This is a genomic window from Variovorax sp. OAS795 (assembly GCF_040546685.1).
Lineage (GTDB): Bacteria > Pseudomonadota > Gammaproteobacteria > Burkholderiales > Burkholderiaceae_C > Variovorax.
The window spans coordinates 4,857,884-4,882,997 of the sequence record NZ_JBEPOH010000001.1 but is presented as its reverse complement, the minus strand read 5'-3'; the positions used below and the strand labels follow the sequence as shown (position 1 = coordinate 4,882,997).

At 67.7% G+C, this 25,114-nt stretch carries 22 protein-coding genes; 10 read left to right on the top strand and 12 right to left on the bottom strand.

Annotation, left to right across the window (positions count from 1 at the left end):
* Positions 1-148 precede the first annotated feature (148 nt).
* The 3 genes from ABID97_RS23595 to ABID97_RS23585 are packed head-to-tail and all read left to right on the top strand — an operon-like array spanning position 149 to position 6,220.
* Positions 149-1,450 carry an HlyD family secretion protein gene (locus ABID97_RS23595; protein ID WP_354401151.1) on the top strand — a complete coding sequence of 434 codons (1,302 nt, stop codon included), beginning with the start codon at positions 149-151 and terminating at the stop codon, positions 1,448-1,450.
* Positions 1,451-1,490: 40 nt separating this feature from the next.
* Positions 1,491-2,822 carry a hypothetical protein gene (locus ABID97_RS23590; protein ID WP_354401149.1) on the top strand — a complete coding sequence of 444 codons (1,332 nt, stop codon included), beginning with the start codon at positions 1,491-1,493 and terminating at the stop codon, positions 2,820-2,822.
* A complete protein-coding gene (locus tag ABID97_RS23585) occupies positions 2,810-6,220 on the top strand; it encodes an efflux transporter outer membrane subunit (RefSeq protein WP_354401147.1) in 3,411 nt (1,136 codons plus the stop codon). The genes ABID97_RS23590 and ABID97_RS23585 overlap by 13 nt, the downstream gene beginning before the upstream one ends.
* A 42-nt stretch (positions 6,221-6,262) precedes the next feature.
* On the opposite strand, the gene ABID97_RS23580 is transcribed toward ABID97_RS23585, so the two are convergent.
* Positions 6,263-6,541, bottom strand: a complete 279-nt coding sequence (locus ABID97_RS23580; RefSeq protein ID WP_354401146.1) for an HU family DNA-binding protein — start codon at positions 6,539-6,541, stop codon at positions 6,263-6,265.
* 316 nt (positions 6,542-6,857) lie between these two features.
* Here ABID97_RS23580 and ABID97_RS23575 point away from each other — a divergent pair, with 316 nt between their 5' ends.
* Entirely contained in the window at positions 6,858-7,115 is a 258-nt protein-coding gene (locus tag ABID97_RS23575) for a hypothetical protein (RefSeq protein WP_354401145.1), read from the top strand.
* Between the two features lie 7 nt (positions 7,116-7,122).
* Here the strand turns inward: ABID97_RS23575 and ABID97_RS23570 are convergent, their stop codons facing one another.
* From ABID97_RS23570 to ureE, 6 genes are all read right to left on the bottom strand, one after another.
* Positions 7,123-9,135 (bottom strand): AsmA family protein, encoded by a 2,013-nt coding sequence (locus tag ABID97_RS23570; RefSeq protein ID WP_503012826.1) that lies wholly within the window; start codon positions 9,133-9,135, stop codon positions 7,123-7,125.
* A gap of 103 nt (positions 9,136-9,238) precedes the next feature.
* On the bottom strand, positions 9,239-9,685 hold the full coding sequence (locus tag ABID97_RS23565; RefSeq protein ID WP_354401846.1) for a universal stress protein: 447 nt from the start codon (positions 9,683-9,685) through the stop codon (positions 9,239-9,241).
* Between the two features lie 166 nt (positions 9,686-9,851).
* The gene (locus ABID97_RS23560; RefSeq protein ID WP_354401143.1) at positions 9,852-10,352 is read right to left on the bottom strand and encodes a pyridoxamine 5'-phosphate oxidase family protein; all 501 of its coding nucleotides are present in this window, start codon (positions 10,350-10,352) and stop codon (positions 9,852-9,854) included.
* Between the two features lie 171 nt (positions 10,353-10,523).
* Positions 10,524-11,174, bottom strand: coding sequence for an urease accessory protein UreG (gene ureG, locus ABID97_RS23555; protein ID WP_354401142.1), 651 nt, complete (start codon positions 11,172-11,174; stop codon positions 10,524-10,526).
* 18 nt (positions 11,175-11,192) lie between these two features.
* A complete protein-coding gene (locus tag ABID97_RS23550; RefSeq protein ID WP_354401141.1) occupies positions 11,193-11,864 on the bottom strand; it encodes an urease accessory protein UreF in 672 nt (223 codons plus the stop codon).
* 35 nt (positions 11,865-11,899) lie between these two features.
* On the bottom strand, positions 11,900-12,484 hold the full coding sequence (gene ureE, locus ABID97_RS23545; protein ID WP_354401140.1) for an urease accessory protein UreE: 585 nt from the start codon (positions 12,482-12,484) through the stop codon (positions 11,900-11,902).
* A gap of 64 nt (positions 12,485-12,548) precedes the next feature.
* Between ureE and ABID97_RS23540 the strand changes: the two genes are divergently transcribed.
* Positions 12,549-12,773, top strand: a complete 225-nt coding sequence (locus ABID97_RS23540; protein WP_354401139.1) for an AbrB/MazE/SpoVT family DNA-binding domain-containing protein — start codon at positions 12,549-12,551, stop codon at positions 12,771-12,773.
* Positions 12,770-13,162 carry a type II toxin-antitoxin system death-on-curing family toxin gene (locus tag ABID97_RS23535; RefSeq protein ID WP_354401138.1) on the top strand — a complete coding sequence of 131 codons (393 nt, stop codon included), beginning with the start codon at positions 12,770-12,772 and terminating at the stop codon, positions 13,160-13,162. Before ABID97_RS23540 ends, ABID97_RS23535 begins: the two co-directional genes overlap by 4 nt.
* A 12-nt stretch (positions 13,163-13,174) precedes the next feature.
* Here ABID97_RS23535 and ureC read toward each other — a convergent pair whose 3' ends face one another.
* The 4 genes from ureC to ABID97_RS23515 are packed head-to-tail and all read right to left on the bottom strand — an operon-like array spanning position 13,175 to position 16,187.
* A complete protein-coding gene (gene ureC / locus ABID97_RS23530; protein WP_354401137.1) occupies positions 13,175-14,947 on the bottom strand; it encodes an urease subunit alpha in 1,773 nt (590 codons plus the stop codon).
* A gap of 3 nt (positions 14,948-14,950) precedes the next feature.
* Positions 14,951-15,256 carry an urease subunit beta gene (locus tag ABID97_RS23525; RefSeq protein WP_354401136.1) on the bottom strand — a complete coding sequence of 102 codons (306 nt, stop codon included), beginning with the start codon at positions 15,254-15,256 and terminating at the stop codon, positions 14,951-14,953.
* Positions 15,256-15,855: a HupE/UreJ family protein gene (locus ABID97_RS23520; protein WP_354401135.1), complete on the bottom strand. Its 600-nt coding sequence runs from the start codon at positions 15,853-15,855 to the stop codon at positions 15,256-15,258. Before ABID97_RS23520 ends, ABID97_RS23525 begins: the two co-directional genes overlap by 1 nt.
* A gap of 29 nt (positions 15,856-15,884) precedes the next feature.
* The gene (locus tag ABID97_RS23515; RefSeq protein WP_015867014.1) at positions 15,885-16,187 is read right to left on the bottom strand and encodes an urease subunit gamma; all 303 of its coding nucleotides are present in this window, start codon (positions 16,185-16,187) and stop codon (positions 15,885-15,887) included.
* Positions 16,188-16,289: 102 nt separating this feature from the next.
* Between ABID97_RS23515 and ABID97_RS23510 the strand changes: the two genes are divergently transcribed.
* From ABID97_RS23510 to ABID97_RS23500, 3 genes are read left to right on the top strand one after another with little or no spacing between them, the layout of a single operon-like run.
* Positions 16,290-19,919, top strand: coding sequence for an ATP-binding protein (locus ABID97_RS23510; RefSeq protein WP_354401134.1), 3,630 nt, complete (start codon positions 16,290-16,292; stop codon positions 19,917-19,919).
* Between the two features lie 14 nt (positions 19,920-19,933).
* Positions 19,934-21,043, top strand: a complete 1,110-nt coding sequence (locus tag ABID97_RS23505) for a response regulator transcription factor (protein ID WP_354401133.1) — start codon at positions 19,934-19,936, stop codon at positions 21,041-21,043.
* A gap of 48 nt (positions 21,044-21,091) precedes the next feature.
* A complete protein-coding gene (locus tag ABID97_RS23500) occupies positions 21,092-21,796 on the top strand; it encodes a PA4824 family protein (protein WP_354401132.1) in 705 nt (234 codons plus the stop codon).
* Positions 21,797-21,815: 19 nt separating this feature from the next.
* Here ABID97_RS23500 and ABID97_RS23495 read toward each other — a convergent pair whose 3' ends face one another.
* A complete protein-coding gene (locus tag ABID97_RS23495; RefSeq protein WP_354401131.1) occupies positions 21,816-22,124 on the bottom strand; it encodes a hypothetical protein in 309 nt (102 codons plus the stop codon).
* A gap of 190 nt (positions 22,125-22,314) precedes the next feature.
* On the opposite strand from ABID97_RS23495, the gene secA reads away from it, so the two are divergent.
* Positions 22,315-25,107, top strand: coding sequence for a preprotein translocase subunit SecA (gene secA / locus ABID97_RS23490; RefSeq protein WP_354401130.1), 2,793 nt, complete (start codon positions 22,315-22,317; stop codon positions 25,105-25,107).
* The last annotated feature ends 7 nt before the right edge of the window (positions 25,108-25,114 follow it).

The following is a 25,114-nucleotide window of genomic DNA, read 5'->3' as shown; positions in this document are numbered from 1 at the left end:
CGTACCTTTGTATTGCACTGCAACATGCGGACGCGGCGGCCCCTGGGCGACGACGGCTCCGATCAGGTTGCAGGCAAGTTCCTTTTCATTCATTGGATGTTGCGCCGGTCCTTCGGCGCACGCCGTCGCTCAATCAAAGAGGTGGGGTATGCGTGTGTCGAAACTGCCTTTCATCGTTTTTTCCCGCGGCCAGCGCCGCGCCGGCAGCCCCAGGGCGCGCCACACTCCGCGCGGCGCTTGCAAAGGCCGACAGGGAGGCGCCTTCGTTCCCAAGCTGGCGGCCTACGCGCTGCTGGCCTTCGTGCTGTGGCTGATGATCGCAACGCTGGTCCAGCCGCTCTTGTCTTCGCAGGCGACGCGTGCGGTGCTGCAGGCCCCCGTTGGCCTGATCACTTCGCCGATTGCGGGCGTGGTCTCCCAGATGGTGGTGCATGCGCGCGACACGGTGGAGCCCGGCACCACCGTGGCCACGGTGCGCAACCCGACCGTGAGCCAGGAAATCCTCACCACGCTGCGGTCGCAGCACCTCGCGCTGCAAAGCCAGCTGGCGCAGTTGGGCAACCAGTTCAAGGCCGACAACCAGGAGATGCGGTCGGTCGGGCAGGAGGCCACGGTGCACCGCGAGGCGTCGGTGGCGCAGGCCTGGGAGGCCTGGCAGATCGCGCGGCGGCAGCGCGACGTGGCGCACAGCATGGTCGAAGAGCAGGAGAACAAGGTCAAGACCAACCAGGCCTTGCTCGCAGAGGGCGCCATCAGCGAGCAGGTGATGAACGCGTCCCAGGCGCAGCTCAACACCGCGCGCGCCGCTGCGTCGGTCGCGGAGCAGGCCTTTGCCGGACAGGCCCAGACCGTGGCCAGTGCCGGTCAGGGCGCCTTCGTGGGCACCGGCGGCAACAGCCTTTTCCAGACGCTCGCCAGCCGGCGCGAGGTGCTGCGCAACAGCGTGGGCCGTGCGCAGCAGGACGGCGCGGCCATCCTCCAGCAACTCAAGCAGGTGATCCAGCTCGAAGACGAGGAGCGGCGCCGGGTCGAGAAACTGTCTGCCTACGAAATCAAGGCGACGCAAGCCGGGCAGGTTCATTCCGTGCTCGCACCTGAAGGCGCCTACGTCACGGCCGGTGCCTCGCTGGTGCGCGTGACCGATTGCAGCCGGCTCGGCGTGGTGGCGGTGTTTCCGGCGCGCGTGGCCAAGCGCCTGAGCATCGGCTCGCTGCTCGACGTGACGCTCACCGAGAAGGGCGCCGCGGTCCCGGCACGCGTGGAGCAGCTGCTGCCGGTGGTGTCCGAAGAGCTGCAGAGCACCTACAGCGTGCCCTTCCCCTATGCCGAGCAGGGCTCCATCTACGCCGTCGCGCGCATCGAGGGCAAGGACGTCCAGACGGCCACCGCGGCCGAGGGCGGCAACCTGTGCGCGCCCGGCAAGGTGGTGACGGCCACGCTCAAGTCCTGAGCGCAGGCAGGAACGTCCCACCCCGCAACGAAAGCCACCCATGCAGGTCTTCCCCTTGTCCCGGACCCTGGCGCATTGCGCCCTGGCATCGATGGCCCTGGCGCTCCCGATGTCCGCGGCCCTGGCCCAGCAGGCCCGGCAGCCCGCAAGCGCCGCGCAGCAGGCGCTGGCGCGGCAAAGCTGCGAGGGGTTGCGGCGTGCCGTGGTGGAAGACCAGAAGGGCGCTTCCTCGGGGCCGCTCTTTCTCACCAGCTACCGGCTGGCGGACGCGAGGCAGGGGACGCCCCTGGAGCCCGCACTGGTGGGCGTGGCCTTCACCTATGACAACGCACTGGCTGGCATCGCCTTGCTCGCGTGCGGCGACACCGCATCGGCCAGGCGCATCGGCGATGCAGTGGTGCGTGCGATGGAGCGCGACCCCAACGTGGCCGACGGGCGCGTGCGCAATGCCTACCGCGCCGGCCCCATGGCCGAGGACAAGGCCGCATTGCCGGGGCGCTGGGACACGGCCAAGAACCAGTGGATCGCCGACGCCTACCAGGTGAGCACGGCCACCGGCAACGTGGCCTGGGCCGCCTTGCTGCTGCTGAACCTGAACGAGGCCGAGCCTTCGCCCGCCTACCTGGCGAGCGCGCGCAAGCTGCTGGGCTGGATCGAGCAGCGCACGCGCGCGAGGAACGCGCCCGACGGCTACAACGGCGGCTGGTATGGCTGGGACAACGCGCAGCGCGCGCAGACCTGGAAGTCGACCGAGCACAACATCGACATCGCCATGGCGGCCGCATGGGCGGCGCGTGCCGCGGGCGGGCAGGCCGACGCCGAGCGGCAGCAGGCGCGCACCGCGCTGGAGTTCGTGCGCCGCATGTGGAACCCGTCGGAGCAGCGCTTCCATATCGGCACGAAGGAAGACGGCGCCACCATCTCCACCGAGAGCTCCGGCCTGGATGCGCAGCTGTGGCCATTGCTGGCCGCGCCCGAGGGCTCGTGCCCCTGGACGCGCGGGCTGGACTGGGTGGACAAGAACCATCGCTCCGGCGAGGGCTATGGCTTCTCGCGCAATCCCGACGGCATCTGGACCGAGGGCACCGCGCAAGCGGCCGCCACGCTGGTGGCACGCAAGGGCGCGGCACCCGAGCCCCTGTGGCAGTTGCTGGCATCGCAGCGCGCCGCCAACGGCCTTTACTACGCAACACCGAGTTCGCGCATTTCCACCGGCCTGGCCATCGGCCCCGACTCGGCCGGAGCCGACTTCTTCTACTACCGCTGGCCCCACCTGGGCGCTACCGCCTGGATCGCGCTTGCCGCGACCGGCTTCAACCCCTTTACCGGCAAGACCACTGCCGCAGGAGCTACTTCAACATGTCCCACCTGATCGCCACACCGGAGTTCCAGCTCAACGCACTGGTTGCGGGGCTCGCGCTCCTCCTGATGACCTGGGGGCGGGTGCAGCGCGCTTCCGACCGCATGCTGTTCGGCGGCCTCACGGCGCTGCTGCTGATGCGGTATGCGGTATGGCGCGTGGTGGCCACCATGCCGCCGTCGGACCTGGGCTTCGAGACGCTCTTCGCCTGGGTGTTCCTGGCGTTCGAGCTGACGGCCATCGTCTACACGCTGATGTCCATCCACATGCTGGTGCGGCGGCGCGACAACCACCACCTGGCCGACCGCGGTGAAGCCGAGCTGCGCCGCCTGGGCGCGAAGGTGCCTGCGGTGGACGTGTTCATCTGCACCTACAACGAAGAACTGGACGTGCTCGAGAAGACCATCATCGCGGCGCAGGCCATCGACTATCCGCAGTTGAAGGTGTGGGTGCTCGACGACACCCGGCGCGACTGGCTGCGCGACTATTGCGAGCGCAAGGGCGTGCACTATGCGCGGCGGCCGGACAACAGCCATGCCAAGGCCGGCAACCTGAACAACGGCCTGCGCATTTCGGCGGACGTGACCAACGCGCCCTACATCCTGGTGCTGGACGCCGACTTCGCGCCGCAGCGGCAGATCGTCTACCGCATGCTGGGCCTGTTCTCGGACCGCAAGGTGGGGCTGGTGCAGACGCCGCAGTTCTACTACAACGCCGACCCGATCCAGCACAACCTGCGCGCCACCGACAGCTGGGTGGACGAGCAGCGCGTGTTCTTCGACGTGCTGCAGCCCGCCAAGGATGCGGTCGACTCGGCCTTTTGCGTGGGCACGTCGTTCATCGTGCGGCGCGACCTGATCACGGCCGCCGGCGGCTTCCCGGTGGGCAGCGTGTGCGAAGACATCCACACCACCTACCTGCTGCTGCGCCACGGCTACATCACGCGCTGGCTCGGCGAGCGGCTGTCCAACGGCTTGTCGGCCGAGAGCATCATCGACTACATCAACCAGCGCAGCCGCTGGTGCCTGGGCACGGTGCAGCTCGCGCTCCTGCCCCAGGGGCCGCTGCGCGGCAAGGGCTACAGCCTGTCCGCGCGCATGCACTTCCTGCACGGACTGCTGCACTGGCTCGGCAAGCCCTTCATGGCGCTGATCATGCTGGCGCCGGCGCTCTACTGGTACGCCGGCGTCTCGGTCTTCCATGCCACGCCGCAGGCCTTTGCCGCCTACGGGCTGCCGCCGCTGGTGATGTTCTGGGCCTACAGCTACTGGATCAGCGAGCGGCGCTGCCTGCCCGTGTTCAGCGAGGTGAGCCAGCTGGTGGCGGCCATGGCGGTCACCAGCACGCTCGCGAGCGCCATGCTGCGGCCCTTCGGCCGGCCTTTCAAGGTGACGAACAAGGGGCTGGACCGCACCAAGACCGTCGTTCACTGGAAGCTGGTCGCCATGTTCGGCGGGCTGCTGGTGGCGCTGCAACTCGGCGGCGCATCGGTGGCCCTGAGCGGTGAGGCGCTCACGCCGGGCGACGAACTCAACCTGGTGTGGACCGGCATTGCGCTCTTGCTGTGCCTGGCCGCGCTCATGGCCTGCGTCGACCTCCCGCGCCCCGACCAGGAAGAGCGCTTTCCCTGGCGCGCGCGCACCAGGGTGCGCACCGCGGCGGGCGAGGGCGAGGCGCGCTTCGTCAACATTGCGCTCGATGGTGCGCTGATGGAAGCCAAGGCGCCGCTCAAGCGCCTGCGCGCAGGGCAGCCGCTCGAGGTCTACGTCGATTCCGTGGGCTGGCTGCCGGCGCTCGTGGCCGGCAGGAATTCCGCCGGCGCCGAGCTGAAATTCGCCGGCATCACCGAGGCCCAGCGCGAGAGCCTGGTGAGCCACGTCTTCAACGTGCCGCCGAGCCACGTCGCCGTGCAGGTGCGGCCATGGGGCGCGGCTTCGGCGCTGCTCGCGAGTGCGGGGTTCGGCGCGCCGGGCGCGGGATTCATGCGCCTGTTCCTGCGCATCTGCCTGCTGGTGCTCGCGACGAGCGTGGTGCTGGTGGTGAGCGGATGCAATCTCACGCCGCCGCTCAAGCAGCCCGACACGGCCCTGCCCGGGCAGTGGCCCGCGGGCACCGCGGTGCCCAAGGCGGAGCCGGTGGACTGGCGCGGCTTCGTGCAGGACGACGAACTGCGCGGGCTGATCGCCACTGCGCTGACGCAGAACCGCGACCTGCGCGTCTATGCCGCCAAGGCGCGCGAAGCGCGGGCCATCTATGCCGGAAGCCGCGCCTCGCTGTTCCCGCAGATCGGGTTGTCCGGCCATGCCCAGCGCGCGCAGACCACGCCGCAGGGCTCGCTGAGCCCGATCGGCAACGTGCCGACCGACGGCGGCGTGTCCAACAGCTTCGACGTGCAGGCCGGCGTCACCTCGTACGAGCTCGACTTCTTCGGCCGCCAGCAAAGCACGGCGCAGCAAAGCGGCGCGCTGGCCGAAGCAGGCGACAAGGACTTTGCGGCCGCGCGCATGAACCTGGTGGGCGAGGTGTCGAACGCCTATCTCACGCTGCGCGCCGACCGCGCCTTGCTTGCGCTGGCCAATGCCAACGAGTCCGGCTTGTCTTCCAATGCCGACATGATCGGGCGCGCCAAGGCGGCCGGCGGCGCCGCACAGCTCGACGTGTACCGCGCGCAGTCGCTGCTGCAGAACGCGCGCGTGCGGCAGGAGGAATACCGCATGCGCGTGGCGCAGGATCTCCAGTGGCTCAATGTGCTGGTCGGCCAGCCGGTGCCACCCGACACCGGCAGCACGCGGCCGTGGCCCGAGCGTTCGACGGCGCCGGTGACGGCGGGCCTGCCTTCCAGCCTGCTGCAGCGCCGGCCCGACCTGCTGGCTGCCTATTCAAGGGTCGAAGCCGCCAACTCGGGCGTGGGTGCAGCCAAGGCCGCGATGCTGCCGACCATCTCGCTCACGGCGCTCGCGGGCGGCATCAGCGGGGATCTGTCGTCGCTGCTCAGCAGCGGCAACCGCAGCTGGGCGGGCGTGCTGGGCGTGTCGCTGCCCTTGTTCGACTGGGGACGTCGGTCGGCCAACATCACCGCCAACGAAGAGCGGCTTGCGGCGGCCATGGCCTCGTACGAGTACGCGGCGCAAGTCGCATTCAAGGAAACCGCCAACGCGCTGATTGCCGAAGACCACCTGCGCCCGCAGCTGGAGGCGCAGCAGGCCCGCGTGCAGTCGCTGGAGAAAGTGGCCAGCATCTCGCGCACGCGCTTTCGCGGCGGCCTGGAAGACTACTTTTCGAGCCAGGATGCGCAGCGCGAGCTCTATGCCGAACAGCAGCAGCTGATCGAGCTGCAGCTCAAGGCGGCCGTGAACGTCGTCAACCTGTACAAGGCGCTTGGCGGAGGCTGGGGCGGCGCGCAGGGCTGAGTGGCTTGCGCGCGGCCGGTTGCAGTTGAAAGGGGAAGGCGGTCAGGCCGCGTTGATGGCGTCCTTCAGCGCCTTGCCGGCGGCGAACTTCGGGCTCTTGCTCGCCTTGATGGTGATCGCCTGGCCCGTGGACGGGTTGCGGCCGGTGCGTTCGGCACGGCTTGCCACAGTGAACGTGCCAAAGCCGATCAACTGAACGGACTCGCCGCGCACCAGGGCGCGCGACAGCTGTTCGAGCGCGGAATCGAATGCGCGGCCCGCGTCGGCCTTGCTGAGGTTCGTGTCTTCCGCAATGGCGGCAATGAGTTCGGTCTTGTTCAAAGCAGGGGTTCCTTTTCAGTAGAACGGTGGGGAAATTCTGGGCTGGCCAAACAGAGAGAGAGAGTTTGACGGAATGCGCGGCGTGATTCTCGATCAGTGCTGTGAAGGATGTCGCTGATCGTTCATCAAATCCTCGCGCGTCCTCTCATGAGCGTGAAGTACTGGGCAGAGTTGCATCTTAGATAGCCCCGCCGGCGTAAAACAAATCCGAGCGTGAAACATTTCCTCGAAGGAACCGGCGGCGCCGCCTATCTTGGCGCCCTTTGCCGGCGTGCTGGCGCTGTCCGGAACGGTTTCCCCCTATTTCACGCGACCAATGAACAAATCTGAACCCGCGAGCTTTCGCCTCCAGAGCTGGCGGGGAACATTGACGGCCGCCTTGGTCGGCCTCCTGATCGTGCTCGCAATGGCCATGAAGTGGCTCGTCGAACTGCAGGTCGAGGCAGCCGAGGAACGCCGCTCGCTCGAGGCGGTTGCGCGCGCGCTGGAGATGCGCTGCTTCGAGCTTGCTTCGCATCGCGCCACGCAGGCATGCCGGGCGGAAGTTGCGGCCCAGCAGGCCTCCGCCCCCTGAGCAACGGCTACTGCTTCCGAGGTTTTTGCGCCCGCGTGGCAGGGGCCTTCGGCTTCTCGCGCGCCGCAGCCTCCAACGGCGCGCATCCTGCAAACTCCTGCGGCGTGCCCACGTTCAAAAGCGGCAGCAGCGCGGCAACCGGTGCCACCGCACCCAGCGCCACGGCGGCGCCCAGCTTAAGCGCAACCGCACCCTTGTCGACGCCTACATCGGGGTTCTTGAGCGTGCCCTTCACATAAAGCGGCGAGCGCAGCGAAAGGACCCGCAGCGCCTTGTTGCGCGGCTGGATCTCGAGCGCGAGCTGTTCGGTCGCCAGGTTGATGAGGCCCGTCACCTCGATGATGGATTCGTCCGTGTCCAGCACGAAGGACCGCGCCTGCATGACGCCCTGCGTCACCTTGAAGTCGCTAACCAGGCAATTGAGCTGAACCTGCCGGTCGCCGAAGAGCTGGGTTGCGACCACGTTGCCGATGTTCAAGCCCATGGCTTCGAGCAGGAACTTGCTGATGGTGCCCTTGCTCACCAGGGCTTTCACCTCGCCGTTAGACGTGCCCAGCAGGGTCCCGATCGAATTGCCCGAGGCGGACAGCGCGGCATCGCCGCCCACCTCACCCAGGCTGGCCCGCATGGTGTCCATGCTCGGAATGAGCTCCTTGATCTTCAGGCGGCGTGCCGAGAGCTGCAGGTTCGCACGGATCGGGTTTTGCCGGCCGTCGAGCTTGACCGTCGCGGCCAGCGTGCCGCCCGCAACGCCGAAGCTCAGGGGCGTGAGCGAGAGCACGCTGTCCTCCAGATGCAGGTCGGCCACCAGGCTCTCGATGGGCAAGTCCTTCGCATGCAGGATCTTGCGGCCCGCGAACTTCACCTCCGCGTCGATGCTGCCCCAGCTTGCCGTGTCGAACTTCTCCACCGGCAGCACCTTGCCGGCGGGCTGGACGGCCGCGGCCCCGCGCTTGGCCTTGCTGGCGTTGGAGTCCGCACCGATCAACGGTGCCAGGTCTTCCAGCCGCAGCTGGTTGGATTGGACCTGCCCGCGCAGCAGCGGCCGGGGCTGGCGCGAGATGTATTCCAGCGTGCCTGCAATGTCGCTGGCGCCCACGCTGCCCTTGAAGTTTTCGTACAGCCAGCGCCCGCCCGCCTTGTCGAGCTTGCCGACCAGATGGCCTTCGGTGCTGAACGGCGGCGTGTTGGGCAGCGTGATGCCCGTGATCGGGTACAGGTGCGCCATGCTGGCACCCGAGAGCTTGAGCCGCAGGTCCAGCGCCGCCAGCGCGTCGGGCTTGGTCAGCGTGCCGGCCACATCGATGCGCGTGGCGCCGATCTGCACGCCGGCTTGCAGCGGGTAAGGCTTGCTGTCCTGCTGCAGCGAAAGCACTGCACCGGCCTGGCCGCTTCCGCGCACCGGCGTGTTGCGGAACGTGCCGCCGAGCTTCCAGCCGATGCCGTAGCCCTCGGCGCTCTCCTGCGGGAGGCTGTCGATGTCGATCTTCATGTCGATCTTGGCCGCTGCATCCACGAGCTTCACCGTGCCGTGGCTCAGCACCAGCCGCTGCAGGTCGAGCTTCCAGGCCGATGGCGCCGCGTTGTCGGCGGCGGCCAGCGTCCAGTTGTTCTTGCCGTCGGCGGTGCGTTCGAGCGAAAGCACCGGTCCGTCGAGTTCCAGCGTGGGAATGCGGATCGTGTGGTTCAGCAGCGGCAGGGGGTTGAGCGAGAAGGTCAGCTGCCTGATCTGTGCCAGGTGCGGGCCCGATTGACCCCAATCGGCATTGCCCAGGGTGATGTCCTGCGCTTTCAGCCGGGGCCACGGCACCCAGCGCCGCCAGCCGGTTTCTGCCTCGGGGCTGTCCCATTGCAGCACCAGGTCGCCGTTGATGGCGAACGGGCGGCCGGTCGCTTCGCCGACGCGTTGATTGATCCACGGCCTGGCGCGGTTCCAGTCGAAGTTCAGGGCCACCACGAAGCAGATGGCGACCAGGACCGACAGGAGAAGCAGGGTCCAACCCGCAATGCGGGGGAACATCGATTTCATTCAGACTCCCTTGAGACGGCGTTGGCGTGAGGCAGCCATGCCGTGCACTGTACCTTTCGCAGCGCCGCGTGGCTGCGAGGGGCGCCAGCGGGGTCTAGCGCAGCACCAGCACTGGAACGTGCGAATGCGTCAGCACGTGCAGCGTCTCGCTGCCCATCAAGAGCCGCGCAAAGCTGCGGCGTCCGTGCGAGGCCATCACGATCAGGTCGCATTGCTGGTTCTTGGCCGTGGCGATGATCGACTCGGCCACGTGGTTCGACTTCATGACGATGGCCTGCGCGCTGCGAACCCCCTTGGCGGCGGCGGCGCTGCGAACCGCGTCGACCAGCCGCTGGCCGCTCTGGTCGGCCTGTTCCTGCGAGGCTTCGATCTCGCGCTGGTCCAGCATCATGGAGCCTTCGAAGTAGCCGTAGGGCTGGACCGGCACGACGTTGACGCCGACCAGTTCGGCCTGGGTCAGCACGGCGAGGTCGATGGCGGTTGCAACCGCCTTTTCGGAGAGCGACGAGCCATCGGTGGCGACAAGGATGCGCTTGTACATGGCCGACTCCTTGGCCCCCGGCACTGCGGGTGCCTTCGCATCCAGTCTAGGCACGGGGCGACGGCCCTTCAAGCAAAGCAGCTTGGCTGCGGCCTCTAATCGCGCGCACTCCCGCAAGCGCGCGGCCTGGCCCGTCGAGACCGGATGAACGGGCTGTGCGGGTGGCTCAGCCGAGGTCGAGCTTCCTGTGCTCGCCGAGCGATGGGGGCTGGTCGCCGCCGATCGCGGCCCTGGCCATCTTCAGCAGCTGGACCATCTTGCTTTCCTTCACGTCCCAGTATTCGGCGCCGACGATCTCGACGGCGAGCAGGGCCAGGTTCGGGTCGGCCGCGCCGCCCGGGAACCAGGCCTTGGCGGCGCTGTTGAAAAGCGATTCCTTCCGCGCCTGGTCTTCCTGGATCAGGGCGCGGCCGGTCACCGACACATAGCTGTCGGCATCGGTGTTGGCGTAGGCCACGTTCACGCTGGGATCGTTCGCCACGTGGCGCGCGATGTCGCCATCCCTCGGAACGAAGAAGTAGAGCGTGGAGCCTTCCTCGAGGTTCTTGCTCTGCGTGGTCAGCGGATGGCTGTGCAGTTGGCCGTCGTCGTGGCGATGGGTCAGCATGCCGTAGCGGGTGTCCTTGATCAGGTCCCAGAGCTTGGCGTGTTCGTCGGTGGTGGTCATGGGTGCTCTCGGCGTTTTCGCGCGTGGTTCGGTAAATCGGAGAGGCCACCGTAGGTGGCCATCGGCCGGCGCCATGAGGAAGTTGGGCGCGTGCGCGTGTCATCCGATGCCGACGCCAACGCGCGGCAGGTGCAGATGCAGTACGGCCCGGCTGCGACGCCGGGCGTGGATTCAGGCAGCCGTGAGCATGCCGCGCGTTTCGATGAAGGCCACCACCTCGGCCAGGCCCGCAAGCGTCTTGAGGTTGGTCATCACGTAGGGGCGCTGGCGGCGCATGCGCTGCGTGTCCTGCTCCATGACGTCGAGGTTGGCGCCGACGTAGGGGGCGAGGTCGGTCTTGTTGATGATGAACAGGTCGCTCTTGGTGATGCCGGGTCCGCCCTTGCGTGGAATCTTCTCGCCGGCGGCCACGTCGATCACGTAGATGGTCAGGTCGGACAGCTCGGGGCTGAAGGTGGCCGCGAGGTTGTCTCCGCCCGATTCGACGAACACCACGTCGGCATCGGGAAAGTCCTCGAGCATGCGGTCGATGGCCTCGAGGTTGATCGAGGCGTCTTCGCGGATGGCGGTGTGCGGGCAGCCGCCGGTCTCCACGCCCATGATGCGCTCGGCCGGCAATGCGCCAGCCACGGTCAGCAGGCGCTGGTCTTCCTTGGTGTAGATGTCGTTGGTGATGGCGACCAGGTCGTACTTGTCGCGCATCGCCTTGCAGAGCATTTCGAGCAGCGTGGTCTTGCCCGAGCCGACCGGTCCGCCGATGCCGACGCGAAGGGGCGGCAATTTCTTGGTGCGATGGGGAATATGGTGCAGTGCGGAGGTCATGGGCGTTGTCCGGTTCGATCAGCTTCTGAAGAGGCGCGAGTATTGTGTTTCATGGCGTGCCGACAACACGGCCAGGAGGGGCGCAAAGGCTTGGCGCTCATCGTCGCCGAGGGCCATCGCGCGCTCGACGGCGGCGGGAATTTCATTCGCGAGCCGCGCCAGGATGCGCTGGCCCGCGCTCTGTCCGAGCGGCACGGCCTTGACCGCGGCGGCCACCATGTTCTCGGCCCAGCCGAAGGCGAAGGCCAGGCAGCCGTCGGTGGTCGTGGCGCCGGTGCGGCTCAGCGCGAAGGCGAAGGCAACGGGGTAGCTTGCGGGCAGGTCCGCAAAGACCTCCGCCGTGTCGGTGTGATGCAGCTTGAGCCACTCGACGAACGAGCGGCCCATCTGCTCGGTCTGAAGGAAGAACTCGGCCGATTCGCGCGTGGCGAGAACCCATTGGTTGAGCGCGCGGATGCGCTCGGCGTCGCCGGCGCGCCAGGCGGGTATGGCTTGCGCGACCAGTGCAAGGTCGCCGCGCGCGAAGCCCAGATGCAACTGGTCGGACAGCCATTCGATGGCCTTCGATTCCGAGTCGATGCCGGCCCATTCGACTGCGGCTTCGACGCCTTCCGAATAGGAGAAGCCGCCGACGGGCAGGGCGGGGGATGCCAGCCAGATGAGCTGCAGGAGGCTGTGGGCGTCGGGCATGTCAGCTTTCTGGGTGCTGCAGTTCAGGGCGCGTCTCAGTGAGAGTGGCCGTGATGGTCATGCTCGTCCAGAAGCTCCGGCGCGAGCACAAGCGGCCTCGGCCCCTTGTCGTTGCCATGCGATTGAGCATGGTCATGACTGTGCCCACCGCCATGCGAATGCTCGTGCGACCCGTAGGCGCCGCCCTCCGGCTCGAAGGCTTCCTCGACGGCCACCACGATCAGGTGCATGGAGCGCAGCATGTCGGCCAGCACATGGTCGGGCTCGATCTTCAGGTGGTCGGGCTTGAGTTCGATCGGCACATGCCGGTTGCCCAGGTGATAGGCCGCCCGCGTCAAGTCGAAGGGCGTGCCATGGGCCGTGCAATGCGTGATGCGCAGCACCGGCTGCGGCGCCGCAATGACGCGGACCAGCGAGCCGTCTTCGGCCACCAGCACGTCACCGCCGCGCACCGCGGTGCCGCGCGGCAGGAACACACCGATCTGCCGGCCCTGCGAGTCGGTGACGTCGAAACGGCTTTTCTGGCGCACGTCCCAGTCCAGTTCGATGGTGGCGGCGCGCTTCCGCAGCACGGGCGCAAGGCCGCGGCCCTGGGGCATGAGTTTGTTGGCGGTGAGCATGGGAACTTGCTTTCAGCGGGAAGACGTCGTTAATATAACGTCTGTTATAACTTTGGAGCCCTGTATGCCGGCACTCAAATTGACCCAGATCGGCAACTCCGTCGGGGTGATTCTTCCCAAGGAAGTGCTGGCGCGGCTCAAGGTGGAAAAGGGCGATACGCTGTTCCTGACTGAGGCTGCCAATGGCGTCACCCTCACGCCGTACGACCCCGACGTCGAAGAACAGCTGAAGCTGGGCCGCGAATTCATGCGTGAGTTCCGCGATACCTTCCACCAGCTCGCCAAATGAGCGCCTGGCGCTGGATCGACGGGCGCACCCTGATCCTGTTGCATGACGAAAGCCTTGCCGAGCATGGCGGGGCCTCGGGCCTTCGCGATGAAACGATGCTGCAGTCCGCGCTGTCGCGCCCGCTCCACCTTGTGAACTACGGATCGCCCGACGTGGCTGATCTCGCGGCGGCCTACGGTGTGGGCCTGGCCAAGAACCATCCGTTCGTCGATGGCAACAAGCGCGCAGCATTCCTGTCCGTCGGTCTGTTCCTTGCCCTCAACGGCCAGCGGTTGGTGGCGACGCAGGCCGAGGCCACGCTGGTGATGTTCGACGTGGCCGCCAGCGCCATGGACGAAAAGGGCTTTGCCACCTGGATCCGTGGCCACATGGCAGCTCGTTCGGCCTGAGGCCCGCAGCATCTAGAACAGGAAATACCGCTGCGTCAGCGGCAGCTGCACCGCGGGATCGCAGGTCAGCAGATGCCCGTCGGCGCGCACCGCATAGGTCTGCGCATCGATCTCCATCTTCGGCGTGTAGCTGTTGTGGATCAGGTCCTTCTTGCGCACGTTGCGGATGTTCTTCACCGCGCTGAGGTGCTTGGCGAGGCCGTAGCGCTCCTTGATGCCCGCGGCCAGCCCGGCCTGGGAGACGAAGGTGAGCGAGCTCTTGGCCAGCGAACCGCCATAGCTGCCGAACATGGGCCTGTAGTGCACCGGCTGCGGCGTGGGGATCGATGCGTTGGGGTCGCCCATGGCCGCCATGGCGATGGTGCCGCCCTTGATGAGGGTGAAGGGCTTCACGCCGAAGAAGGCGGGTTTCCAGATCACGATGTCGGCCCACTTGCCGACCTCGAGCGAGCCCACCTCGTGTGCGATGCCGTGCGCGATGGCGGGGTTGATCGTGTATTTGGCCACGTAGCGCCGGGCGCGAAAGTTGTCGTTGCGCTCGTTGCTGTCCACCGAGCCTGCACCCGCGCCGGGCGCGGGTGGCAGCCAGCCGCGCTGCAGCTTCATCTTGTGCGCGGTCTGCCAGCAGCGCAGCACCACTTCGCCGACGCGGCCCATGGCCTGGCTGTCGGAGCTGAACATGCTGATGGCGCCCAGGTCGTGCAGCACGTCTTCGGCGGCAATGGTTTCCTTGCGGATGCGCGACTCGGCGAAGGCCAGGTCCTCGGCAATGCCGGCATCCAGGTGGTGGCACACCATGAGCATGTCGACGTGCTCGTCGAGCGTGTTCACTGTGTAGGGCATGGTGGGGTTGGTGGAAGAGGGCAGGAAGTTCTCCTCGCCCACCACGCGCAGGATGTCGGGTGCGTGCCCGCCGCCCGCGCCTTCGGTGTGGAAGGCGCAGATCGAGCGGCCGCCCACGGCGGCGATGGTGTTCTCGACGAAGCCCGATTCGTTGAGCGTGTCGCTGTGGATCGCCACCTGGGTGTCGGTGGCGTCGGCCACGTCCAGGCAGTTGCTGATGGCAGAGGGCGTGGTGCCCCAGTCTTCGTGCAGCTTCAGGCCGATGACGCCCGCTTCGATCTGCTCGTGGAGGGCGTCGGGCAGGCTGGCGTTGCCCTTGCCGAGGAAGCCGAGGTTCATGGGGAACGCGTCGGCCGCCTGCAGCATGCGTTCGATGTGCCAGGGGCCGGGCGTGGCGGTGGTCGCGAAGGTGCCTGTGGCAGGCCCGGTGCCGCCGCCGAGCATGGTGGTCACGCCCGACGCCAACGCTTCCTCGATCTGCTGCGGGCAGATGAAGTGGATGTGGCTGTCGATCCCGCCGGCGGTGACGATGTTGCCCTCGCAGCTGATGATCTCGGTGCCCGGGCCGATGACGATGTCCACGCCCGGCTGCACGTCGGGGTTGCCGGCCTTGCCGATGGCGGCGATGCGGCCGCACTTCAGGCCGATGTCGGCCTTCACGATGCCCCAGTGGTCGAGGATCAGGGCGTTGGTCAGCACGGTGTCGACAGCGCCGCCGGCGGTGGGGCCGCTGGCCTTGCCGTCGCGCGTGCGCTGCGACTGCGCCATGCCGTCGCGGATCGTCTTGCCGCCGCCGAATTTCACTTCTTCGCCATAGCCGCCGGCGCGCAGCGTGTAGTCGGCTTCGACCTCGATCACGAGGTCGGTGTCGGCAAGGCGGACCCGGTCGCCCACGGTGGGGCCGAAGATTTCGGCGTAGGCACGCCTTCCGATCGTTGCCATGGGTTAGAGCTTTCCCTGGATGAGGCCGCGAAAGCCATAGACGACGCGGTCGCCCGAAAAGTCGACCAGCTCGACCGTGCGCTGCTGGCCCGGCTCGAAGCGCACCGCGGCGCCCGAGGCAATGTTGAGCCGCATGCCGCGCGCGGCCTCGCGGTCGAAGCCGAGCGCGCCGTTGGTCTCGGCAAAGTGATAGTGCGAGCCGACCTGGATCGGCCGGTCAGCGGTGTTCTGCACCACCAGGGTGAGGGTGCGGCGGCCGGGGTTGAGCGTGTGCTCGCCCTCGTCGGTGAAAAGCTCGCCGGGGATCATCAGGCGGCCTGGGAGAGCAGCGTGGCACCCAGCGCCACCACCGCGGCGCCCGCCACGCGCGGCAGCCAGGCATTCGCATGGCGCAGCGCCCATCCCGCTGCAATGCCAGCGAGGTGAAGCAGCACGGTGGCCGCGACCATGCCGGCCAGCGTCAGCGCCGCACCCTGCGCGTGCACGAGTTCATGACCGTGGGCCAGGCCATGGAAGACGGCGAACAGGCCCGCCACTGCCGCGGCCGCGGCCGCCGGCAGGTGGATGCGCGCGGCCACGAGCAGGCCCAGCACCAGCAGCGAGGCAGCAATCATCGGTTCGACCGCCGGCAACTGCACGCCTGCGAGGCCCATCAGCGCGCCCGCGAGCAGCATGCCGGCAAAGGCCAGCGGCGCCCACAGCAGATCGGGCCAGGCGCGGCGCGCGGCCAGCGCGCTCCAGAGGCCGACCGCGACCATGGCCGCCAGGTGGTCGGCGCCGGTGAGCGGGTGCATGAAGCCGGCCGCGAAGCCGTGGTGCATGCCGGCGTCCGCGCCGGTATGGGCGGCGGCGGCGAACGGCAGCAGCAGGGCGGCAAGGGCAAGGGTCTTGGAAGCGTTGTGGCGCATGGCAGGTCTTTCTTGTTCTGGCGGGGGAGTCAGACGATGGGCTGGTGGACGGTGACCAGCTTGGTGCCGTCGGGGAAGGTGGCTTCCACCTGGATGTCGGGGATCATCTCGGCGATGCCGTCCATCACGTCGGCGCGGGTGAGCACCGTGCGGCCTTCGCTCATGAGCGCTGCAACGCTCTTGCCGTCGCGCGCGCCCTCCATCACGGCGGCCGAGATCAGGGCCACGGCTTCGGGGTAGTTGAGCTTCAGGCCCCGGGCCTTGCGGCGCTCGGCCAGCAATGCTGCAGTGAAGATCAGCAGCTTGTCTTTTTCGCGCGGGGTCAGTTCCATGGGGGCGGCATCGGATGGCGGAGGTCGGCCATTATTGGGCAGGCTTGGGCTTTGCAACAGTCGTGCCGGTGTTCGCCAAACGACGTATGGATGGCACGAAAGATGCACCGAAACGGTGTGAATCCCGCCGAGACACCCCCCACCACCGATGACGCGCCGCAACGCATCGTCAAGGTCCGGCGCGACTACAACAGCTGGGTGGCGAGCGAGACGCTCGAGGACTACGCCCTGCGCTACACCCCGCAGCGCTTTCGCAAGTGGTCCGAATGGCGGGTGGCCAACACGGCGTTCGGTGCGGCGTCGTTCCTCATCCTGGAGGCGGTCGGCGCCACGCTGCTGGTGCAGTACGGCTTCGCCAATGCGTTCTGGGCCATCGTGGCCACGGGCCTCATCATCTTCCTGGCGGGCCTGCCGATCAGCGTGTATGCCGCGCGCTACGGCGTCGACATGGACCTGCTCACGCGCGGCGCGGGCTTCGGCTACATCGGCTCCACGCTCACCTCGCTGATCTACGCGTCGTTCACCTTCATCTTCTTTGCGCTCGAGGCGGCGGTGATGGCCTATGCGCTCGAACTGGCGCTGGGCGTGCCGCCGGTCTGGGGCTACCTGGTGTGCGCGCTGGTGGTGATCCCGCTGGTCACCCATGGCGTGTCGGCCATCAGCAGGCTCCAGCTCTGGACGCAGCCGCTCTGGCTGGTGATGCTGGTGGTGCCTTTTGTCTTCGTGCTGGTGCGCGATCCTGGTGCATTCGCGGGCATCGTGCACTACAACGGGTCGAAAGCCAGCACCAAGGGTTTCGATCTGCACCTCTTTGGCGCTGCGCTGACCGTCGGCATTGCATTGATCACCCAGATGGGGGAACAGGCCGACTACCTGCGCTTCATGCCGGCGCGCACGGCGGGGAGCGCCCGGCGCTGGTGGGCCGGCGTGCTGGCAGGCGGGCCCGGCTGGGTGCTGCTGGGCGTGCTCAAGATGCTGGGCGGCGCGCTCCTGGCCTACCTTGCGATCACGCACATGGTGCCGGTCGAGCGTGCGGTCGACCCGAACCAGATGTATCTCGCGGCCTACGAGTACGTGTTTCCCAACTATGGCTGGGCCGTGGCCGCTACCGCGCTCTTCGTCGTGATCTCGCAGCTCAAGATCAACGTGACCAACGCCTACGCGGGCTCGCTGGCCTGGAGCAATTTCTTCTCGCGCGTGGCCCACAGCCATCCGGGGCGGGTGGTGTGGGTGGTGTTCAACGCGCTCATCGCCTTCATGCTGATGGAGATGAACGTGTTCGAGGCGCTGGGCGACGTGCTCGGCCTGTTCGCCAACATCGCCATCGCCTGGATGATGGCGGTGGTGGCCGACCTGGTCATCAACAAGCCGCTGGGCCTTTCGCCGCCGGGCATCGAGTTCAAGCGGGCGCACCTGTGGGACATCAATCCGGTGGGGGTCGGTGCGATGGCACTGGCCTCGCTGTTGTCGATCACCGCCCACCTGGGCCTCTTCGGGCCGCTGGCGCAGGCTTTCTCGGCGCTGATCGCGCTCGGCACGGCGCTGGTGGTCTCGCCGCTGCTGGCTTGGGCCACCGGCGGCAAGTACTACCTCGCGCGAGGCACGGCGGCCCATGGCGCGGTCGCGTTTGCGCCGGCTGCGGGCGGGCGCGCGGTCCGCTGGGCGCGCGTCGAGAACGACGCGGACGGGCGCGGCGCCGAGGGCAGCTACCAGCGCCTCAAGGTGCAGCACTGCGTGATCTGCGAGCGCGAGTACGAAGGGCCGGACATGGCCCATTGCCCGGCCTACCAGGGTGCGATCTGCTCCCTGTGCTGCACGCTCGATGCGCGCTGCGGCGACCTGTGCAAGCCGCATGCGAGCCTGTCGGCGCAATGGTCGTCGGTGCTGCGCTGGCTGCTGCCGCGCTTCAGCTGGCGCTATCTGGACACCGGGCTGGGGCACTTCCTGCTGCTGATGCTGATCATCGTGCCGGTGCTGGCGGTGGTGTTCGGCGTGCTCTACCAGCAGGAGCTGCGCGCCATGGCCGACAGCGTGCTGCAGATGGCGTCGCAGTCGGAACTGGCCGAAGCCCTGGCGAATGCCCAGCAGTCTGCGTTGCGCTCGGGCTTTCTCAAGGCCTACATGGCGCTGCTGGTGATCGCCGGCGTGGTGGCCTGGTGGCTGGTGCTGGCGCACCAGAGCCGCCGGGTCGCGCAAGAGGAATCGAACCGCCAGACGCACCTGCTGATGCGCGAGATCGAGCTGCACCGCGCGACCGACCGGGCGCTGCAGTCGGCCAAGCAGACGGCGGAAGAAGCGCGCGAGGTGGCCGAGCAGGCCAAGCTCGCAGCCGACCTGGCGCGCCGTGCCGCCGACCAGGCCAACCAGGCCAAGAGCCGCTATATCAGCGCCATCAGCCACGAGCTGCGCACCCCGCTCAACAGCATCCTGGGCTATGCGCAGCTCATGGGCGAAGACCATTCGGTGCCGCCGCACCGCCAGCAGGCGGTGGCGGTGATCAAGCGCGGCGGCGAGCACCTGCTGTCGCTCATCGAAGGCACGCTGGCCATTGCGCACATCGAAGCCGGCAAGCTCACGCTCCATGCCAGGCCCATGCGCTTTGCCGATACCCTGCGCGAACTGGCCGACATGTTCGAGCTGCAGGCGGCCGAGAAGGGACTGCGCTTCCGCTTCGAGACGACCGGCAGCTTGCCCGAGGTGGTGCGCGCCGACGAGAAGCGCGTGTGCCAGATCCTCATCAACCTGCTGGGCAACGCCATCAAGTTCACCGGCGCGGGCGAGGTGACGCTGCGGCTGTCGTATGCGCGGGAGTTCGCGTCGGTCGAGATCGAGGACACCGGGCCCGGCATGACGGCCGCGGACATCGAGCGCATCTTCGAGCCCTTTGCGCGCGGCCATTCGGCGGCGGCTTCCACGCCCGGCGCCGGGCTGGGCCTCACCATCGCCAAGATGCTGACCGACCTGATGGGCGGCGAGATGAAGGTGCGCAGCACGCCGGGAGAAGGCTCGCTGTTCTGCGTGCGGCTCTTCCTGCCGCGCGTGCACGATGCGGCGGTTGCCGCAGGCCGGCCGGTTCCAATGCAGCGCCCGCGGCGCGGCTACGAAGGCCCGCGCCGGCGGCTGCTGGTGGTCGACAACGAGGAGGCCGACCGCGACCTGCTCGGCCATGTCCTGGCGCCGCTCGGCTTCGAGCTGCGCACCGCCGCCAGCGGGCATGACGCCCTCGACCTGATCGCGGCCGGCTACCGGCCCGACGCGGTGTTCGTCGACCTTGCCATGCCCGGCATCGACGGCTGGGAGACGATCCGGCGCGCGCGCAAGCTCGGGCTGGCCGATGCATCGGTCGCCATCGTGTCGGCCAACGCCTTCGACAAGGGCCTGGACAACGACGCCGGCATTGCGCCGGAAGACTTCTTCGTCAAGCCGGTGCGCCACACGGAGTTGCTCGACTGGCTCGAACGCCGCCTCGGCCTGCGGTGGACGGACACTGCGGCCAAGCCCGCGCCCGCCGCCTTGCCGCGCGCCATGCTTGCGCCTGCGGTGTCGCGGCTGCGCGCGCTGGACGAAGCGGTGAGCCTGGGCTATTTTCGCGGCATCATGAACCAGCTCGACGAGATCGATGCCGAACAACCCGAATGCGCGGCATGGACCGAGGCGCAGCGCGTGCTCGCGCGCCAGTTCCAGTTCGAGGCCATGGGCCGGGCGCTGGCCGCCGCGGTGAGCGCGGCCTGAAGAACAAGGCCCCCATGGAAACCACTCCGCTCGCAAGAACGCTGCGCGAACAGGGCGCCAACAGTGACCTGGTGCTGATCGTCGACGACGTGCCCGACAACCTCGCGGTGCTGCACGACGCGCTCGACGAGTCGGGCTACACCGTGCTCATCGCCACCAGCGGCGAGCAGGCGCTGCAGCGCGCCGCGCAGGCGCGCCCCGACATCGTGCTGCTCGACGCGATGATGCCGGGCATCGACGGCTTCGAGGTGGCGCGCCGCCTCAAGGCCGATGCCGCGACGGCGCACATTCCCATCGTCTTCATGACCGGGCTCACTGAAACCGAGCACCTGGTGGCCGCACTGGAAGCTGGCGGCGTCGACTACGTCACCAAGCCGATCAAACCGAAGGAAGTGCTGGCCCGCATGAACGTGCACCTGCAGGGTGCCCGCCGCGCCCGGCAGGATGCGCGGCAGGCCGGCCAGGCGCGCAATGCGCTCGACGCCTTCGGCTACGCCAGCATCACCGTGCGCCTGCCCGAGGGCCGGTTGATCTGGCAGACGGCGCTGGCGCGCGACCTGCTGCAGCGCTACTGCGACACCCGCGCCCCCGAGACGCCGCCGGCGGTGCTCGAATGGCTGCGGCGCCATGCCCCCGATGCGCGGCAGCAGGGCATCGAGCCGCCGGCGCTTTCCATCGTGCGGCCGAGCGTGGGGGGCACGCCGAGCGCCGCCGGGCCGCCCCAAGGCGAGAGCGGCCCCCTCGGGGGGCAGCGAGGACACGCAGTGCCGAGCGTGGGGGCCACGCCAACCGCGAGCAGCCTCAGCCTGCGCCTGCACCGCCAGACCGGCCAGGACGACGATGGCGACGAATGGATGATCGTCATGCGCGAGGTGTCCGACACGGCGGTGATCGAGGCCATGAGCCTGAGCCTGAAACTCACGGCGCGCGAGGCCGAGGTGCTCTACTGGGTGGTGAAGGGCAAGACCAACAAGGACATCGGCGAAATCCTCGGCAGCAGCCCCGCCACGGCCAAGAAGCACCTCGAGCGCGTGTACGTCAAGCTCGGCGTCGAAACCCGCACGGCTGCGGCGGGGGTGGCCATCAAGCGCATCCGCGAGCTGCAGCCGCAATTCGAGATCTGAGAGGGCCGGCCGTCCATAGAATCGCCGGGTCCTCGGGGGATGCTGGCGATGAACGACAACAAGCGCAGAACAACGATTCGATGGCCGCGAACCGCGTGGCTGCTGGCGGCCACCTGCGTTTTTGCAAACGCGGCGCGGGCTGGCGGCCATTTCGACGTCGACGATGCCGGGACGCTCGATCCGGGCCAGTGCCAGTACGAAGCCTGGTGGGGGCGCACCGGCCCGGAACCGGTGAAAGTGCTGCATGTCGGCCCGTCGTGCCGTGTGGGCCCGTTCGAACTGGGGCTGAGCCTCGACCGGCTTTCCGTAGGCGGCGTGCGCTCGATCGTCGGGGGCCCGCAACTCAAATGGAACTTCCTGGGCCCGGCCGCGGATGCGCCGCTGAGTGCGGCGCTGTCGCTCGGCGCCGCTTTCGACCTGACGCGCGGCGGCCGTGCAGGCGGGCAGTTCGTGTTGCCGGTCACCTGGCGTCCGGCCGGTAGCCTGCAGATCCATGCCAACCTCGGCGCCGACTGGGCCACGGGCACCGGCGTCCGGACGGGGCGTGGCGGGCTGGCTGCGGAGTGGGCGCTGGATGACAAGCTTTCCTTGATTGCGGAACGCAGCCGCGCCTCGGGTCTCTGGACGTCGCGCGTGGGCGGGCGCTTCAGCCTCACGCCGCTGATCAGCGTGGACGTCAGCGCCTCTATCGCCGGGCCGCAGCGCGTGCGCGGCTTCGTCGTGGGGCTGAACCACGAGTTTTCCTGGCGGTAGTCCTTCGGGGGAAGCGCGGTCAGCGCCCGGATTGCACCTTGATCCGGATCGTGTTGACGTCCCAGCCCTGGCTGCGCAGCCGCGTGACCAGCATCGGCGACAGCTGGCGCAGCTTGGCGGCGGCGGCGCTGCCGTTGACCAGGAGGCACCATACGTCCCCTTCGGCCGGCCCGGCCTGGACGGCCGGGCGCATGGCGGGCGGAATCAGCCCCTCGACCGCCCGCAGTCGCTCGCTGGCGTCGCGGGCCCGCGCAATCAGGCTCGCCAGGGTGGGCGAACCTTCGGCGGCCTGCTGCAGCGTGAACGGGGGGACGGAGCGGCGATTCATGGGTAATCCGGGGGATGGAACAAGACAGCTAAAATGCCCGGTTTGCCGACGCTTGCGCCGGCAGATCGGTCTGGAGCCGCTTGCTTTCGAGGCTTGCATTCGAAGAAGGCGCGCCCAACTGCTTTCACCATATCTTAGGGAATCCGGTCGCAGTGCCTGTCGTGTCAGGCGCCCGCCCATCTCCACGCCAATGGCAACCAACTTCCTGACCCAGATTTTCGGCAGTCGCAACGATCGGCTCCTCAAGCAGTATCGCAAGACGGTGGAGCGCATCAATGCGCTCGAACCCGAATTCGAGAAGCTCACCGACGACGGGCTGCGCGCCAAGACAGAGGAGTTCAAGGGCCGCATCGCCAAGGGCGAGACCCTCGACGACCTGTTGCCGGAAGCATTCGCCACCGTGCGCGAAGGCTCCAAGCGCGTCATGAAGATGCGCCATTTCGACGTCCAGTTGCTCGGCGGCATGGCGCTGCACAACGGAAAGATCGCCGAAATGCGCACCGGCGAGGGCAAGACCCTGACCGCGACGCTGCCGGTCTACCTGAACGCGCTCTCGGGCAACGGCGTGCACGTGGTCACCGTGAACGACTACCTCGCCAACCGCGACGCGCAGTGGATGGGGCGCTTGTACAACTTCCTGGGGCTGTCTGTGGGCATCAACCTGCCGCAGATGCCGCGGGAAGAAAAGCAGCAGGCCTACGGCAGCGACATCACCTACGGCACCAACAACGAGTACGGCTTCGACTACCTGCGCGACAACATGGTGTACGAGCCCGGCGACCGGGTTCAGCGCCGCCTGAACTACGCCATCGTCGACGAGGTGGACTCCATCCTGATCGACGAGGCCCGCACGCCGCTGATCATCAGCGGCCAGGCTGAAGACCACACCGACCTGTACCTCGCCATCAACAAGGTGGTGCCTCTCTTGACCAAGCAGGAGGGCGAGGCCGACCCGCGCACGGGCGAAGGCGTCACGGTGCCGGGCGATTTCACGGTCGACGAAAAGACCCACCAGGTGTTCCTGACCGAGGACGGCCACGAGAAGGCCGAGCAGCTCTTGAGCGAATTCAAGCTGCTGCCCGAAGGCGCTTCGCTCTACGACCCGGCCAACATCACGCTGATGCACCACCTGAACGCGGCGCTGCGTGCACGGCACTTGTACCACCGCGACCAGCATTACGTGGTGCAGCAGGGCGAAGTCGTCATCGTCGACGAATTCACCGGCCGCCTGATGACCGGCCGCCGCTGGAGCGACGGCCTGCACCAGGCCGTCGAAGCCAAGGAAGGCGTGCAGATCCAGGCCGAGAACCAGACGCTCGCCTCGATCACCTTCCAGAACTACTTCCGCCTGTACAACAAGCTGGCCGGCATGACCGGCACGGCCGACACCGAGGCCTACGAGTTCCAGGAAATCTACGGTCTCGAGACCGTCATCATCCCGCCGAACCGCGTCAGCAAGCGCGACGACCAGCTCGACCGGGTCTACAAGACCACGCGCGAAAAGTACGAGGCGGCGATCCAGGACATCCGCGAGTGCTACGAGCGCGGCCAGCCCGTGCTGGTGGGCACCTCGTCGATCGAAAACTCCGAGATCATCGACGGCCTGCTCACCCAGGCGGGCCTGCCGCACCAGGTGCTCAACGCCAAGCAGCATGCGCGCGAAGCCGACATCGTGGCGCAGGCCGGCCGCGCCAAGATGATCACCATCGCGACCAACATGGCCGGCCGCGGGACCGACATCGTGCTGGGTGGCAACATCGAGAAGATGATCGAGGCCATCGAGAACGACGAAGGCCGGGACGCAGCCGCCAAAGAAGCCGACATCGCGCACGTGCGCGCCGAATGGACCAAGGACCACGAGTTCGTGAAGTCGCTCGGTGGCCTGCGGATCATCGCGACCGAGCGCCACGAGTCGCGCCGCATCGACAACCAGCTGCGCGGCCGTTCGGGCCGCCAGGGCGACCCGGGCTCCTCGCGCTTCTACCTGAGCCTGGACGATCCGCTGATGCGCATCTTCGCGGGCGACCGCGTGAAGGCGATCATGGACCGCCTCAAGATGCCCGACGGCGAAGCCATCGAAGCCGGTATCGTCACGCGCAGCATCGAGAGCGCGCAGCGCAAGGTCGAGGCGCGCAACTTCGACATCCGCAAGCAGCTGCTCGAGTACGACGACGTGTCGAACGACCAGCGCAAGGTGATCTACCAGCAGCGCAACGACATCCTCGACGCGGCCGATCTCACGGCGCAGATCGCGGCGCTGCGCGAAGGCTGCTTCACCGACCTGGTGCGGCAATACGTGCCGTCCGAATCGGTCGAGGAACAGTGGGACCTCGATGCCCTGGAGAAGTCGCTCTTCAACGAGTGGGGCATCGACATGCCGCTCAAGAAGGAAATCGAGGCGGCCGAGGCCGTGAGCGACGAGGACATCGTCGAGAAGGTGGTCAATGCCGCCAACGACAACTTCGGCGCCAAGGTGGCGCTGATCGGCCAGGAAAACTTCACCCAGTTCGAGCGCATGGTGCTGCTGCAGAGCATCGACACGCACTGGCGCGAGCACCTGGCCTCGCTCGACTACCTGCGCCAGGGCATCCACCTGCGCGGCTATGCGCAGAAGCAGCCCAAGCAGGAATACAAGCGCGAAGCCTTCGAGCTCTTCGGCCAGCTGCTCGACTCGGTCAAGAACGAAGTCACGCGCCAGCTCATGACGGTGCGCGTGCAATCGGGCGAACAGTTCGAAGAGGCCGCGGAAGCACTCGAGAGCCGCGGCGAGAACGTCTCCAACATCACCTACAGCGCGCCGACCGAGACCGGCGAAGTCGAGGTTCGCCTGGACGAGGAAAACCAGCGCCGCATCGCGGCCGCGGGCATGGGGCTCGGCACGCTCAGCGCCGAAGCCGCAGCGTTCGCGCGTGTCGGCCGCAACGACCCGTGCCCGTGCGGCAGCGGCAAGAAATACAAGCACTGCCACGGCAAGCTCAGCTGACCCAGAA